Source organism: Blautia sp. HA8986, assembly GCF_056504635.1.
In genome coordinates, this window is record NZ_JBWLUQ010000001.1 from 2,094,762 (window position 1) to 2,111,120 (window position 16,359).

At 45.2% G+C, this 16,359-nt stretch carries 14 protein-coding genes; all 14 read right to left on the reverse strand.

Annotated elements, in window-relative coordinates:
- Position 1: 1 nt before the first annotated feature.
- Positions 2-1,060, reverse strand: a complete 1,059-nt coding sequence (locus tag AC04Q4_RS09875; RefSeq protein ID WP_173756783.1) for a tetratricopeptide repeat protein — start codon at positions 1,058-1,060, stop codon at positions 2-4.
- Positions 1,061-1,068: 8 nt separating this feature from the next.
- Positions 1,069-2,415, reverse strand: coding sequence for a phosphoglucosamine mutase (gene glmM / locus AC04Q4_RS09880; protein WP_476388887.1), 1,347 nt, complete (start codon positions 2,413-2,415; stop codon positions 1,069-1,071).
- Positions 2,416-2,429: 14 nt separating this feature from the next.
- Positions 2,430-3,347 (reverse strand): nucleotidyltransferase family protein, encoded by a 918-nt coding sequence (locus AC04Q4_RS09885; protein WP_173736763.1) that lies wholly within the window; start codon positions 3,345-3,347, stop codon positions 2,430-2,432.
- Positions 3,348-3,425: 78 nt separating this feature from the next.
- Positions 3,426-4,502, reverse strand: a complete 1,077-nt coding sequence (gene prfA, locus AC04Q4_RS09890; RefSeq protein ID WP_015526148.1) for a peptide chain release factor 1 — start codon at positions 4,500-4,502, stop codon at positions 3,426-3,428.
- Positions 4,503-4,547: 45 nt separating this feature from the next.
- Positions 4,548-5,423, reverse strand: coding sequence for a peptide chain release factor N(5)-glutamine methyltransferase (gene prmC / locus AC04Q4_RS09895; RefSeq protein ID WP_178773811.1), 876 nt, complete (start codon positions 5,421-5,423; stop codon positions 4,548-4,550).
- Positions 5,410-6,408, reverse strand: a complete 999-nt coding sequence (locus AC04Q4_RS09900; protein WP_173736761.1) for a DUF1385 domain-containing protein — start codon at positions 6,406-6,408, stop codon at positions 5,410-5,412. The genes prmC and AC04Q4_RS09900 overlap by 14 nt, the downstream gene beginning before the upstream one ends.
- A gap of 99 nt (positions 6,409-6,507) precedes the next feature.
- Complete coding sequence (gene rpmE / locus AC04Q4_RS09905; protein ID WP_015526151.1) at positions 6,508-6,711, reverse strand: 50S ribosomal protein L31; 204 nt, start codon at positions 6,709-6,711, stop codon at positions 6,508-6,510.
- A 106-nt stretch (positions 6,712-6,817) separates the two neighbouring features.
- Positions 6,818-8,470: a transcription termination factor Rho gene (rho, locus tag AC04Q4_RS09910; protein ID WP_173736760.1), complete on the reverse strand. Its 1,653-nt coding sequence runs from the start codon at positions 8,468-8,470 to the stop codon at positions 6,818-6,820.
- Between the two features lie 679 nt (positions 8,471-9,149).
- On the reverse strand, positions 9,150-9,650 hold the full coding sequence (locus AC04Q4_RS09915) for a small multi-drug export protein (protein ID WP_476388888.1): 501 nt from the start codon (positions 9,648-9,650) through the stop codon (positions 9,150-9,152).
- Positions 9,651-9,662: 12 nt separating this feature from the next.
- Complete coding sequence (gene hisC / locus AC04Q4_RS09920) at positions 9,663-10,718, reverse strand: histidinol-phosphate transaminase (protein ID WP_476388889.1); 1,056 nt, start codon at positions 10,716-10,718, stop codon at positions 9,663-9,665.
- 192 nt (positions 10,719-10,910) lie between these two features.
- Positions 10,911-12,086, reverse strand: a complete 1,176-nt coding sequence (locus tag AC04Q4_RS09925) for an NAD(P)-dependent malic enzyme (RefSeq protein WP_173736758.1) — start codon at positions 12,084-12,086, stop codon at positions 10,911-10,913.
- Between the two features lie 56 nt (positions 12,087-12,142).
- Complete coding sequence (locus tag AC04Q4_RS09930) at positions 12,143-13,336, reverse strand: Ldh family oxidoreductase (RefSeq protein WP_476388890.1); 1,194 nt, start codon at positions 13,334-13,336, stop codon at positions 12,143-12,145.
- A gap of 294 nt (positions 13,337-13,630) precedes the next feature.
- Positions 13,631-14,365, reverse strand: coding sequence for an FCD domain-containing protein (locus AC04Q4_RS09935; protein ID WP_476388891.1), 735 nt, complete (start codon positions 14,363-14,365; stop codon positions 13,631-13,633).
- 252 nt (positions 14,366-14,617) lie between these two features.
- Entirely contained in the window at positions 14,618-16,219 is a 1,602-nt protein-coding gene (locus tag AC04Q4_RS09940) for an AAA family ATPase (RefSeq protein ID WP_476388892.1), read from the reverse strand.
- Between the last annotated feature and the right edge of the window lie 140 nt (positions 16,220-16,359).

Below are 16,359 nucleotides of genomic sequence, written 5' to 3' on the forward strand. Positions count from 1 at the left end.
ATCAGCCCTCCGAAGATGTTCTGGTTTTCAGAAAAGCCAGCTCTTTTTTTGCTGCGGAGTCTTCCGGGAACATATCAATATATTCCTTGACCTTGGTCAGTGCTGTAGCAAAATCGAGTTTTTTCTCATAAGTTACGATCTCATTGAATAAAAGACTCTGCATCTCATCGGTTGTAGCTGTCGGCAGACCTTTGGTAATATTATCAAGAGCAGAATCATAATCTCCGTTCCTGATATCACACAGTGCAAGTCCGTTATAACCTTTTGCTGAATCACCTGCCGCTGAAATATACTGTGTATACATGGCTTTTGCATTATCCACATCGTCCTGTGCCAGATACACCATACCCAGAAGAAGTAATGCCTCTGTATTATCCTTTTTGGAGGCTTCCAGAAGTTCTTTTTTCGCATTACTGTAATCTTCCATATAGTAGTAGACACGGCCTCTGTCGCAGTGATCCTTGGCATCCTTCGCCTCAGAGGAAAGTGCAGCTTCCAGATATCTGGTTCCGTCTGCTTCCATATCTTTATCAAGATATGCCTCATAGATCTGGATTGCCATATCGTAGGTAGAATCCTCACCGTAAGCCTGCTTAAAGTTAGATGCAGCTTCCTCGTAGGAATCCATGGCAAGCGCAACCTTTCCGGTGAGGAAATAACTGCCGGCATCCATTTCAAAATCTTCTCCAAGAGTCTGACAGTCTGCCATTGCGTCTTCATACTTACCGGATTTTAGCTCTGCTGTTGCCCTGTAGGAAAGAATATCCTTGCGCAGACTTTTGCTTACTTTGTCACAATTCAGTGCATCTGTAAAGCTGGATATCGCGTCATCATACTTGCCCAGACGGAGACTTGCAATACCTGCACCGCGGTAAGACTGTGCAGGTTTTACCCCGTTTTGAATAGAAGTCTGGTATTCTTCCAGTGCATATTTATAGCTGCCCTGGGAAAGATCTTTTCCTGCCTGCTCATATATTTTTGTTTTTTCGCTGCCGCAGCCGCCCAGGAGAAGAGCTCCTGTCACGGCCGCGAGAATCAATACTGTCTTTGTATTTTTCATGAAATTCCTTATTCTACAACAAGCCCTTCGGCTTCCATTACATCAACAACACTGTCTACATATTTATGGCAGAGTTCATCTGTTCCTGCTTCTACCATTACACGGATCAGCGGCTCTGTACCACTCTCACGTACCAGGATACGTCCGTCATTTCCAAGAGCCTCTGCTGTAGCCTCGATGGCAGCTTTCACCTTCTCATTGTCCAGTGCTGTCTTCTTGTCAGAAACACACACATTGCGCAAAAGCTGCGGATAAACCTTCATTTCCTTCGCAAGGTCACAAAGTGTAGCTTTCTTATCCACGCAGGCCTCCATGATCATCAGGGAAGTGAGGATTCCGTCACCTGTAGCAGAATAACGGCTGAAAATAATATGTCCGGACTGCTCGCCACCGATGCTGTAATTATTTTCCATCATATTCTCAGCAACATATTTGTCACCAACTGCTGTCTGCTCGTAATCAATACCCTCACGCTCAAGCGATTTATAAAGACCAAGGTTTGACATAACAGTTGTAACAACTGTATTTCCGTTAAGCTGGCCTTTCTCTCTGAGATATTTGCCGCATACATACATGATCTTGTCGCCGTCGATGATATTTCCACGGTGGTCTACTGCGATACATCTGTCTGCATCACCATCGTATGCAAAACCGATATCCAGTCCTTTATCGATCACATACTGTCTCAGAACTTCAATATGTGTGGAGCCGCAGCCACGGTTAATGTTGGTTCCGTCCGGCTCATTGTTGATCACATAAGTTTTTGCACGAAGTGCATCAAAAACACTCTTGGCAATAGCTGAAGAGCTTCCGTTGGAGCAGTCCAGACCAACCTTGATGTTCTTGAAATCATGGCATGGGATAGAAATCAGATGTCCGATATAACGGTTTCTTCCGGATGCAAAATCAACGGTACGGCCGATATCCTCGCCTGTTGCCATCGGAAGCTCCTCAATCTCTCCGTCAAGATATGCCTCAATGCGTTCCTCGATCTCTGCTGAGATTTTCTGACCATTCTCATTGAGAACCTTGATTCCGTTATCATTAAACGGATTATGGCTTGCGGAAATCATGATACCGCAGTCAAAATCCTCTGTACGTACTACATAAGATACACTTGGTGTAGTAGTTACATGAAGCAGATACGCATCTGCACCGGATGCAGTCAGTCCTGCTGCCAGTGCATACTCAAACATATAACTGCTTCTTCTTGTATCTTTGCCGATCACGATCTTTGCCTTATGATCTCTGCCATAGTACCATCCAAGGTAACGGCCTACGCGAAATGCGTGATCTGCTGTAAGTTTTACATTTGCCTCACCACGAAAACCATCTGTTCCAAAATATTTGCCCATAATGTTCTCCTTTATTAGTGATACAGTCCTTCCGGATAAACGCCCTCATCTGTCAGTTTCTTAAATGCCGCCTGCACAGATGCTTTATCTTCCTGATATGTCACACCGAACCACTCATCTTTTGTCTCAAGTACATCTACGGCTGCCTCACCGGAGTGGATCAGCTGGTCGATCAGTTCCGGAAGAAGATACTCTTTCTTGATATCGCCCTCTTTGATTCCGCCAAGGAATTCTACGAAGCCTTTTTCAAGGATCTCCATGAATTCCGGTGTCAGTCCCCACATGTTCATAGAAACAAGGCTCCTGGTATCCAGTGTCTCTGCTGTACCATCGTCATTTCTTGTCTCGGCACCATCAGCTGTCTTAAAGATATTGTGTGTCTCAGTTACGCCAACAAGCTTGCCGTCCTCGATATGGCACACACCTCTTGTAACGCTTCCGTTGTCACTTAATGTATTTCCAAGTCGGAAACCTGCCATGCAGATATGCATCGGGCCATCCTGCGGATGATCCTGTACAAGATAATCATGTACTTTAACATATGCTTCTTTTCCATAGTAGTCATCTGCATTGATTACAGCAAATGGCTCGGAAAGAACCTTCTTCGCTGCCAGTACAGCGTGTCCTGTTCCCCATGGTTTGGTACGGTCTGCCGGTTTCCTGAAATCTCCCGGAAGGTCATTGATCTCCTGGAATGCATAAGCAACTTCTGTGATCTTCTCAATACGGTCACCGATGACTCTGCGGAACTCATCTTCGATATCTTTACGGATGATAAATACCACTTTGTTGAATCCTGCTTCCAGTGCATCATGGATGGAATAGTCCATAATGATCTCACCCTTCGGTCCTACCGGTGCAAGCTGCTTGATACCTTTTCCAAAACGACTTCCGATTCCTGCCGCCATGATTACCAGTGCTGTCTTCTTCATATTACGTTTCCTCCTGATTATTATAATTTATACAATTCTTTATCTGTAACCGTTACTGTTCACCCCGTGACCAGTAAATTACTCCTGTTCATTAAGCTTAGTCAGCTTCACTGCCTGATCCGCTGCAATCAGGCTGTCAATAATCTCATCCAGATCACCGTTTAAGATATTTTCCAGACGATGAAGGGTTAACTTGATCCTGTGGTCTGTCACACGTCCCTGCGGGAAATTGTAGGTACGGATCTTTTCAGAACGGTCGCCTGTACCGATCTGGCTTCTTCTTGCCTCTGCTTCTGCATCATGCTGCTTGGCAAGTTCCATCTCATACAGACGGGAACGAAGTACACGAAGTGCCTTGTCCTTGTTCTTAAGCTGAGATTTCTCATCCTGGCAGGAAATTACGATTCCTGTAGGAATATGAGTAAGACGTACAGCAGAGTCTGTTGTGTTGACACACTGACCGCCGTTTCCGGATGCACGGAATACATCGAACTTACACTCATTGAGATCCAGATGGAAATCAATTTCCTCTGCCTCAGGCATGATTGCTACTGTACAGGTTGAAGTATGGATTCTTCCGCCGGACTCAGTCTCCGGCACACGCTGTACACGATGTACACCACTCTCATACTTCAGTCTGGAATATGCACCCTCACCTTTGATCATGAAAGTAACTTCCTTGAAACCGCCGATCCCGTTTTCATTGAGACTGAGCATCTCTGTTTTCCAGCGGCGGGACTCTGCATATTTCACATACATACGGTAGATCTCAGCTGCAAAAAGTGCTGCCTCATCACCGCCTGCACCTCCGCGGATCTCAACGATAACGTTCTTACTGTCATTAGGGTCCTTCGGAAGAAGAAGGATCTTCAGTTCATGCTCCAGCTCCTCCACTCTCTTCTTTGCGTCAGAAAGCTCTTCTTTCAGCATCTCACGCATTTCCTCGTCCTTCTCGCTCTCCAGCATGGAAAGACTGTCCTCGATGGTCTCTTTATTCTTCTTATATTCTTTATATGCGTCTACGATTGGCTGCAGGTCGCTCTGCTCTTTCATCAGCTTCTGAAAATGTGCAGGATCATCGGTTACTCCCGGTTCTCCAAGCTCATTGAGAAGCTCCTCAAAGCGTACCAGCAGATCATCCAGTTTATCAAACATGTACTTCCTCCTGTTTCTGATACCTGTAAATCACAATTTTTATTCTTACAGCGGCTTCTGCCCGATCACTACACGGTCAAGGCCCGGAAGGTCTTTTATTACCTGAACCTGTTCAAAACCAGCTGTCTTCATCATCCCACTGACTGCCGCACCTTGAGTGCAGCCGATCTCATACAGAAGCCATCCACCCGGACGCAGATATTTTCCGGCTTCCGCAGTAATATTTCTGTAAAAATAAAGCCCGTCTTCCCTGCCGTCAAGTGCCCCTCTCGGGTCATGAAGGCGAACCTCTTCCATCAGTGTCTCAATTTCTTCAGTTGCAATATAAGGCGGGTTTGAAATAAGGATATCATATTTTTCGCCCTCTTTTCCACCTTTTTTGTAAAAATACGGTGCTGAAAATGTATCACTTTCCACAAATTCTGCCCGTTTCTCCACACCCAGATCCTTTGCATTCTTTTTTGCCACAGCAAGAGCTTCCGGTGAGATATCTGCGCCGGCACCTTTTGCATCTTCCCTTTCCAGAAGAAGGCTTATAAGGATGCAGCCGGAACCTGTGCACATATCCAGGATCTCCGGTTCTTTCATGCTGTTCATACATTTCAGTGCTTCTTCCACAAGTGTCTCTGTGTCCTGTCTGGGAATCAGTACATTCTGGTTTACATAAAATTCATATCCCATAAAAAAAGCCTGATGAGTCAGCTGCTGTACAGGAATATGGCCTGCACGCCTGCCGATCAGCTTAAGATACTCTGCTGCGGTCTCATCAGACACCGGTTCATCTCCATGTGCAAAATAGTATGCCCGATTTATTCCGGTCTTAAATTCCAGAAGGAGCCAGGCATCCAGCCCGGCTTCTTCCAGTCCATTTTCTTTTAGTATGTTCGTTCCTTTTTTCAGAAGGGACTCAAGATTCTGCATTTTCTGTCTCCTCTGTCTCATAGGGGATATCCAGGTCGAATTCCTCTTTCAGATAAGCTCTCCAGTCAAAAACCGCCTCAACAGCCTTGATGGCTACTTCTGCCATATCTGCTGTCGGCTCTTTGGTTGTAAATTTCTGCATGGCAAGACCCGGCTTACTCATGATATCTGCAAACCTGCTGTCTGTTCTTCCTGCCCACTGGATGATCTCAAAAGAAATTCCCGCAACTACCGGTACCATAAGAAGTCTTCCGAACAGTCTTACCCAGTAAACCGGCACCAGTACAAACACGAAATGCAGCACAATACTTACCAGCATAACCAGGAACAAAAAGCTTGTCCCACAGCGTTTATGAAGTCTGGAACTCTTCAGCACATTCTCAACAGTCAGCGGAAGTCCGTGTTCCACACAGTTAATACACTTGTGCTCCGCACCATGGTACATAAATGTCCTCTGGATATCCTTCATTCTGGAGATCAGAAACATATATCCCATAAACAGTGCCAGCTTCACAAAAGCCTCCACAACTGTAACCATAAACTCTGACGCGCCTACCTTGCGGATCAGACTGGCCAGTATGTAAGGCAGAAACATAAAAGCTGCCACAGACACAACCATGGAAACAGCTACTGTCACATAAAGCAGCCACTTAAACTGCCTGTCTTCTTTGGCCTTTTTCGCGGAACGCTCCTCTTCAGTAAGCTGCTTATTCTTTCTGGCAGCTTCTTCATCTTCCTCATCTCCTGCGATCTCTGCAGAATACATCAGGCATTTCGTTCCAACCACAAGAGAATCCACAAAACTTACCACACCACGGATGATGGGCTTCTTCAGAAATGAATGATTCCCAAAGGTGCATTTATAATCCTCTACTTTCAGCTCGATCTCCTGATCCGGACGTCGCACTGCAATAGAATATTTGTCCTTGTGGCGCATCATGATGCCTTCCATGACTGCCTGGCCGCCAATATTCGATGATTTCATTCATTCTCTCCTGCACAGCCTGAAAATAAAAATATTTTCAGTTAAAGAAAGGTTGAGATTTCCCAACCTCAACCTTCTCATTTCCTGTATTCGTAATAATTACTTATTCAGGCCGTATTTCTTATTGAACTTATCGATACGTCCACGAGCCTGTGTAGCCTTCTGCTGTCCTGTGTAGAACGGATGGCATTTGGAACAGATCTCAACATGGATGTCCTCTTTAGTGGAACCTGTTACGAAAGTGTTTCCGCAGTTGCAGGTTACAGTTGCCTGATAGTAGTTCGGATGGATTCCTTCTCTCATGATTTTCACCTCTCTATATAATTTAATATTATTCGTATACATTTGACGAATTCCATTTTAAACAGCTTGCTAAGTATAACACAGCTTTTATCAAAATGCAAGGACTTTATAAAAATTTCTGTTTTCTTACTGTCTGCACCAGTTCTGCATTGGTCCTTGTTCTGGCAAAGGTGTTCAGGATCTGCTCTACTGCCTCATCGGACTTCATTCCGTTGAGGGCTTTCCTCATAATATAGACAGCTTCCTGTTCTTCTTTGCTGAGAAGGAGATCCTCTCTTCTTGTACCGGATTTCTGGATGTCGATAGCCGGGAATACCCGTTTTTCCTGGAGTTTACGGTCAAGGACAAGCTCCATGTTGCCGGTTCCTTTGAACTCCTCGTAGATCACATCATCCATCTTGCTTCCTGTGTCTACAAGAGCAGTTGCCAGAATGGTCAGGCTTCCGCCCTCACGCATATTGCGGGCTGCACCAAAAAATCTCTTCGGCATATGAAGTGCTGCCGGATCAAGGCCGCCGGATAAAGTTCTGCCGCTTGGCGGGATGATCAGGTTATACGCTCTGGCTAATCTGGTGATGGAATCCAGAAGGATGATAACATCCTGCTTATGTTCTACCAGACGGCGGGCACGCTCCACGACCATCTCGGAAACTCTTTTATGATGCTCCGGAAGTTCATCAAAAGTAGAATAGATCACTTCCACATTCGGTCCCTGGATCGCTTCTTTGATATCTGTAACCTCCTCTGGGCGCTCATCGATCAGAAGGATGATCAGATGAGTGTCACGGTTGTTCTTGAGAAGGGATTTGGCCACATCTTTAAGAAGGGTTGTCTTACCTGCCTTAGGCGGAGATACGATCATGCCTCGCTGGCCTTTACCGATGGGGCTGATAAGGTCTACGATGCGCATGGCCGTTGTTCCGCCTGCACGTTCCATTACAAGACGCTCATTCGGAAAGATCGGCGTCATATCCTCAAAATTGTATCTTCTCTGGCCCTCGCTTGGATGGAAGCCGTTTATGGAAGATACATAGAGAAGTGCACTGAACTTCTCACCCTGAGTCTTAATACGGATATTTCCCTGGATGATATCGCCTGTCTTTAGATTAAAACGGCGGATCTGGGATGGGGAAACATAGATATCGTTCTCTCCCGGAAGATAATTCTCACAGCGGATAAAACCGTAGCCGTCCGGAAGTACCTCAAGGATTCCGTCAGCCTTCTCGCCGCTGTCCAGCTGTACAGATTCAGACTGAGTATTCTCACGGCTGACTCCGTCCCTGTTGCAGCCTTCGCGGTTTCCATTATCTCTGCTATATCCCTCTCTGTTATATTCTCTGCGGACAGTTCTGTGCTCCTGCTCATTCTTATCTGCACGATATTCCGTACGGTATTCTCTTCTCTCCTGCACACCTTCTGATGTCTGGCGTGTGCGGTATTCTGCAGTGCTTCCCTCGTGATTCTTCTCCCGGAATGTGCCCTCTTTCACAGTGCTTTCTCCCGGAGTATTTTCTTTCGAGCTTTTTTCTTCCTGAGTATTGCTATTAAAGGTATTCCGGGTGCTTTCTTTAGGGGTGTGATCCTCAGATGTGTTCTTCAATACTTCAGCAGGATTCCCCTTTGCACTCTCTTTCGCGTCTTCCTCCAGCATTCTCTCGATCAGTGCCGGTTTTCTCAAAGTGGAAATACCTTTCATACCTCTTGCCTTCGCCAGATCTTTCAGTACGGCCAGAGATAATGATTCATATTTTTCTCTCATAAATAAATCCTCTATTCTTAAATCTTATAAATTGTAATTTATAAATGGAATCAGATGCAGCCTGACATGGCTGCACGTTTTTTTGAATGAAGCATGTTTTTCGCTTAGTTCTAATTATACACGCCTTACTGTTTCTATTGCAAGAAATATTTATCGACATTTTTTCGCCATTCTCGGGTTTTCTGTTACCATTCATTGCAAGGTTTCTGTCTTTTTTTCCATAATCTGCTATACTGTTTTCTATAAAAAGCAGCGAAAATCGCTCTGTAAACAGGAGATAGGCTATTCCGGAGATATCAGGCATGCCTGGATTGATGTATATATCCGTACAAAAGGCTTGGTCACGAAAGCTATCTCTTTTGAGGGAGACACCTGGAAACTTTAGAAATTTACTTATATGTCAAAAACTCCCCTGCTGTCAGCTCATATAGCCAACATGCAAGGGATCTTTCATAGGCGGGAATTTTATATTCCGCTCTGCCACATACTTATGAATATAATCTGTCACATTTCTGCTTTCAGTCAATCGGATATTCGCAATCCGCTTTCGCTACTTGCTCATAACCGAATAACTGCTCCGCAGTTTATCAGGAGGGGCTTGTACCCCTCCTGATACAAGTAAGTCCCACCCACTGCTTATTGCTCCTCGCAATTGAAGCAGGGGACTTCCTTGATTCAGTCAATGTACCACATTTCCCACAATTCCATAGGAAACAACATACATGATAACAGTTGCCATCACCAGTCCGCAAAAGATAGCGATAGATGATTTCTTGATATCCACCTCGAGAAGAGATGCGATCAGAGATCCTGTCCAGGCACCTGTACCCGGCAGCGGGATTCCTACGAACAACAGAAGCCCGAGGAATTCATATCTCTTAATCTGATCACTTTTTCCCATGGCCCTGTTCTCCAGCTTAATGATCAGATCTCTGAAAAGCTTCGTCTTTTTTAACCATTTAAATATCTGCCTGATAAAAAGCAGAATAAACGGAATCGGAATAATATTTCCCGCAATACAGATCGGGATTGCCTTCACAGCCGGAATCTTCAGAAGTGATGCAGCCAGAAGACCGCCTCGAAGCTCCAAAATCGGGATCATGGAAATGATGAACACCGCACCCTCCGGTGAAATAAACTGTGAAAGGTGGGTTGAAAACCACTGTACAAGTACTTCCATAGTACCTCCTTCTTATTTCAGATATTCTGTCAAAAACTCGATCAGTTTCTTCATCTCCTCATCTGTACCAATGGTGATACGGAGATGGTTGTCGATTCTGTCCTTTGGAAAATATCTCACATAGATATGTTTCTCTCTGAGAGCTTCAAAGAGCTCTTTTGCAGGACAGCTCTCATGTGTGGCGAAGATAAAATTCGCCTTGGAATCCTGGAAAGAAAACCCAAGCTTCTTAAGTTCTGTTTTTGTCCACTCTCTTGTTGCAATGATCTTATTACAGCTCTCCTCAAAATATGCCTTATCTTCCATAGATGCCACACCTGCTGCAATGGTAGTGCGATCCATTGTGTAGGAGTTGAAAGAATACTTCACATCATTCAGATACTTGATCAGCTCCGGATTTCCGAATGCATATCCAATACGCATTCCTGCAAGAGATCTGGACTTGGAGAATGTCTGCACAACAAGAAGATTATCGTATTTTTCAATCAGAGGAAGTGCGGATACAGAGCCAAAATCCACATAAGCCTCATCTACGATCACGATACTTTCCGGATTTTTTGCCACGATCTCCTCAATCTCAGAAAGCGGCAGCTCTACACCTGTCGGTGCATTTGGATTCGGGAATACGATTCCACCATTCTCACGCAAGTAGTCTTCCTTGCGGATATGGAACTCCTCATCCAGTGCCGGACGCTCATAAGGAATACGGAAAAGATCTGCCCATACATCATAAAATGAGTATGTAATATCCGGGAACAGGATCGGCTTTTCCGAATTAAAAAATGTCAGGAAACACATGGCCAGAACATCGTCTGAACCAACACCTGTAAATACCTGCTCATCTTTCAGCCCGTAAAATCCGGCAATGCTGTGTACAAGGTCTCCTGCTGTCGGATCCGGATAAAGTCTCAGCGTATCTGTATCAAGGTTCTCAAGAGCCTTCTCTACGCCCGGTGCCGGTGAATATGGATTCTCATTTGTATTCAGTTTGATCATACCGCTCTCATTTGGCTGTTCACCCGGAGTATACGGCACGACTTTTCGTATATTTGCTTCCCATGGTTTCATGCTGTGCTTAGGCCTCCTATCAGTTATTGTTCGTCTCGCTCTTTGCTATTGTACTCACTGGAGAGATATTTGTCAAAGGGTAATACCACCTTCCCGGCAACAAAAAGACACCCGTACCGGGTTACAGAGTACGGGTGTCTGATATATTTTTCTTAATGAAGGGCTGTTTTGGTCCGTGTCAGGCGTTTAAGATCAGATACGTGCTACGCCTGTTGCTTTTGCAGCTTCAGCTACAGCTTTTGCTACAGCCGGTCCGACTCTCTTGTCGAATGCCTTCGGGATGATATACTCAGGAGAAAGCTCCTCGTCTGTGATCAGATCTGCAAGTGCTTTGGAAGCTGCGATCTTCATCTCATCGTTGATATCACTTGCTCTTACATCGAATGCACCACGGAAGATTCCAGGGAATGCAAGAACGTTATTGATCTGGTTCGGGAAGTCACTTCTTCCTGTGGAGATAACCTTTGCTCCGCCTGCTTTTGCATCATCCGGGAAGATCTCCGGTATCGGGTTTGCGCATGCAAAGATGATGGCATCCTTGTTCATTGTCTTAACCATCTCTGTTGTAACTGCTCCAGGAGCGGAAACACCGATAAATACATCAGCACCAACCAGCATCTCTGCAAGAGTGCCCTGTTTCTTCTGAAGGTTTGTGAGCTTGCTCATCTCTTCCTTAACCGGGTTCATTCCTTCTGTACGTCCCTCATAGATGGCACCCTTTCTGTCGCAGAGTGTAACATCCTTAAAGCCTGCTTTCAGAAGAAGTCTGCAGATGGAAATAGCAGCTGCACCTGCACCGTTCATAACGATACGAACATCCTCTTTCTTCTTTCCGACAACCTTCAGCGCATTTGTCAGACCTGCAAGTGTGATAACTGCAGTTCCGTGCTGGTCATCATGGAAGATCGGAATATCGCATTTCTCTTTCAGTTTTTTCTCGATCTCAAAGCATCTTGGAGCGGAAATATCCTCAAGGTTTACACCACCGAAGGATCCGGAGATCATGTAAATAGTATTTACAATCTCATCTACATCATGGCTCTTAATGCAAAGCGGGAATGCGTCTACATCGCCGAATGCTTTGAAAAGTACACATTTACCTTCCATTACAGGCATACCAGCTTCCGGTCCGATGTCACCAAGACCAAGAACTGCAGAACCGTCTGTTACAACAAGACACATATTCCATCTTCTTGTAAGCTCGTAGGATTTATTGATATCTTTCTGGATCTCAAGGCAAGGCTGAGCTACACCTGGTGTATATGCAAGAGAAAGGTCGTCTTTATTCTCAACCGGTACTCTTGTAACAACCTCAATCTTACCTTTCCAATCTCCGTGCAGTCTTAATGACTCTTTTGCATAATCCATTTTCTTTTCCTCCTTGGATAATTATGATATATTTCATTTCAAAAGGATTACCTGAATTAATAATTACCATTGAAGAATTTACTGTCCTTCGGAAGCTCATAGCCTTCAAAATAAGCGCCAAAATCAAGCTTCAGATAACTGCAGAGATCAGCAAGCTCTACCATGGTATTGTCGTTGACCGGAATGCCATTCTCTTTTCTGTCTTTTTCAGCAGCTACCTCTTTCTCGCCGTGTGTATAGATCCTGTCCTGACCGTCTGCCTTCGGGCTCTCCCTAAGTGCCTCAAGATATTCTGAAAAATGCTTGCGGATCGCATCCGGATCTCCGAATGCCGCCGGGTTGATCGCCATAAATCCATGGCAGATACCGGTCTTATCCGGGAATGTACAGCACTTGTCGGAGGTAACGCCCATGGAAAGAATAGAGCTGAACAGCTCACAGAGCATTCCATAGCCATATCCCTTATGGCTTCCGCTGACTTCCTCGTTTCCGCCAAGAGGCATGATTCCGCCGCCCTTCTTGGCTACGATGTTTGCAAGTACATCCGGTGCGTTATTGCTGGCATGACCGTTTTTGTCAAGTGCCCAGCCATCCGGAAGAGGCTTGCCCATCTTATTATACATTTCCAGTTTACCTCTGGTTACAACTGTTGTGGAACAGTCAAAGAAAAACGGATACGGGTCTGCAGGCATAGCGACTGCGATCGGGTTGGAGCCCAGCATAGCCTTTCTTCCGAAGGTCGGTACCATGATCGCCTCGGAGTTGGTACATGCCATTCCAAGAAGTCCTTCATGGCAGGCCATGTTCGCATAATATCCTGCAATACCGAAATGGTTGGAATTTCGTACACTTACGATTCCCACACCAGTTGTCTTTGCCTTCTCAATTGCCTTTTCCATGGCAAAATGGCTGATCAGCTGGCCCATTCCGTTATGTCCGTCTATCACAGCAGAAATCGGTGTCTCAAAAACAACTTCCGGTTTCGCCTGGGGATGAATAGTCCCCTTCTCGATTCCTTTATGGTAACGAACCATCCTCTGCATTCCGTGGCTCTCGATCCCATACAGATCGGCAGTCAGAAGAACATCTTTAATGATATTTCCTTCTTCCTCAGAAAAGCCAAACGCTTTGAAAACGTCTCCGCAGAAATGGTTCAGTGTGTCATAATTCCATTTTACATATCCCATAATCGCAAGTCCTTTCTCCTGATATTTCCGGCAGGTTACTGCCCGCTCTGTGGCCTGCAGCATATTTTATATGATACTGCAGGGGTACAGTAACCTTCATCCTGTGCTGTCTCGTCTTATGCTGTCCTGCCTCATGCTATCTTACCTTACGCTGTCTAGTCTCATGCTGTCCCAACTTACGCTGTCTCATCTTATGCTGTCTCGTCATGAAGCCTTCAGGATGCTGCCATAATATCAAACTTTTTTGGTATTACCAATACAGCCCCTATTATAGCACTCGGTCTTACCAAAATCAATAGTGGTCTTACCAAATTAACGGGATTTTTACTGAAATTTTATTTAATTTTTTCAGGTGGATCAGCGGTGAAATACAAGGCTGTTCTCACCCTGCTGCTGCGCAATCTCCAGTATATATTTCTCAATGGTTTCCATATGTTCGCGCATCAGCTTCTCCGCCTGGTTCCGGTCTCCGAAAATAATAGCTTCCACCAGCCTTCTGTGCTGCTCATCCACCTCCAGAGCGGAATTATGTTTCTGCATAATATAGGCTCGGGTGCCGGAAATGATCTCCTCAGTCAGCTGCGCTGCCGCATCCAGGACATTGTAGATCATAGGATTCCCTGCGATCCTGCCGATCTTCGTATGAAGCTCCTTATCAAGACCTGCACGGGCTTTCTCATCCTCTGAACTCTCCAGCTGTGCCAGAATGGAACGCAGATCTAATGCGTCCTTCTCTGTACAATTCCCGGCTGCAAGAAGAGCTGCTTCCTGCTCCAGTGCTGAACGAAGCTCCTGTACCTGCTGTACATGGCTGTTATTCAGCTGAAAAAGAAGGGCCAGTGGTGCAGAAAGCCACTGATCCATATTCTCGGTAATATAGTTGGCTCCACCGCGGACCGTTGTGACAATTCCCATCAGTTCCAGTGCCCGCAGGACTTCACGAACAGCAGGTCTGGAAACCCCCAGTGATTCTGCCATAACACGTTCCGCAGGTAAAGTATCCCCCGGCTTCAGTTCTCCCCGCCGGATATTTTCTATGATCTGCACTAATATTCCGTCAAATGCTCGTTCTTCTGTAATTTTTGTAAACATGTCGTCCGTTTCGGCCGCCTTCCTTTATTATTGTGTTGCCTTTCATTACATAAAAATCCCGGAATATAGACAGGTGGATATTTACCATCCGCAGTCGCCATACAGCTCTGCATCAAATAGTCACTCTGCAGCCATTCAGTCAGTCTGTGCAATTTGACTATTTGTTTACTCTATTTTCCGGACTTTTATAGTAAATATAATACGATAATTCCCCAATTTAATCAATAGTAAATAATAAATTGGTCAGACATATTATTTTATTCCATTATTGAGAATATTTTCCACTTCCTCCATCTGGCCCAGAAGCATTTTCTGTCGGTCATCAAAAAGAAGGCCTTTATTATGCCTGTAATACTGGTCAGAACCGTTCTCCCGAATGAACCAGAGACTATAATAGTTGGCGTTCAGTTCTGTGATAAATGCCACCATTTCCTGGCTGTCTCCAAAGGCCGCTTCCATAAAGTCGAAGACGTTCTGAAGAGTAAGAGATATCTCGTCAGTTCGGTTTTCGTAGGCTTCGGTTTCGGATTCAAAGAGGGCTTTGACAAACTCATAGTTCCGGTTTGATGATGGAACTTCCGATTCTGCTGCGGCACTTCCGCCTCCTGCCAGCTCTGAACCTGATCCGGTTTTATCTGATCCGGTTGATTCCGATCCAATTGATCCCGAGGTTGATTTCGATCCGGACGCATTTTCAAAGAATGACACAACACGTTTCTGTATACGCTCCTGCTGTTTTGTAAGAAGCTCACTCTTTTTGTCCTTTTCAAAATCCACCTCTGCTTTTTCCAGGAGATTTTTTGCTGTAAGGCCATCCTGATTTTCTCTGAAGTACACCATATAATCATACAGTTTCGTGAGATAGGCATCAGTAAGACAGCATTCTGTAAAAAGCTCGCTTAGCTTTCCGTTGAGAAGGCTTACAATGCTCAGATGCTCATCCAGGGAGGCCGTGCGGATCTTGCCCAGAGTAATGGAATCCCACTTTCCTTTCAGGATGTCCTCTACTTTATAGTCCGTTCTGTACTTATAATAGAGAGCCAGATAGCTGGCGAAATCCTTTGCGATCATCCTGTGCTGGATGTACTGGCTGACTACCTCACGGTCTACGGTTTTTCCAAGGATCTCATAAACCTGGATCAGACGGGAAAGATCCTCCCAGCCTCTGGCTGTTGCAAAGATCTTTCCATCTACAGTATTCTCCACCCTGTAGAAATTTTTTCTGCGAAGCTCCAGATAGGAGATCACCGCCGGATGAATTCCCTGCTGATAGGCGTATTCCTTCCATACATCAAAGTCTGCCTCCACATCGATCTTCTTGATACGGTCCAGAGTGACCACATCGAATTCCCGAACGGATTTGTTATATTCTGGCGGGTTGCCTGCTGTGACGATCACCCAGCCTTCCGGCACCTTCTGGTTTCCGAAGGTTTTTCCCTGAAGGAACTGCAGCATCATCGGCGCTAGTGTTTCAGATACACAGTTGATCTCATCAATGAACAGGATGCCTTCTTTCAGATCTGTTTTTTCCATTTTGTCGTAAACGGACGAAATGATCTCACTCATGGTATATTCCGTGACAGAAAATTCTTCCTCACCATAATTCTTTTTTACAATAAAAGGAAGTCCCACAGCACTCTGCCTGGTGTGGTGGGTAATGGTATAGGAAACAAGAGCAATCCCGCATTCCCTTGCTATCTGTTCCATAATCTGTGTCTTTCCGATTCCCGGAGGGCCCATAAGAAGGATCGGTCTCTGTCGGATCGCCGGGATCCGGTACTCACCGAATTCGTCCTTTGAAAGATATGCTTCTATGGAATCTCTGATCTCCTGCTTTGCTCGTTTTATGTTCATGGTATTCTCCTTTTCACGGCATATAAAAAACTGCCTGCAGGATCCTCCGCCTAAAACGGGTTGCCTTGCGCGACATCTGCAAAAAATATGCCTGAATCCAATGATAAATCGAAAATTGAATTCAGGCAAGTTTTTCACTA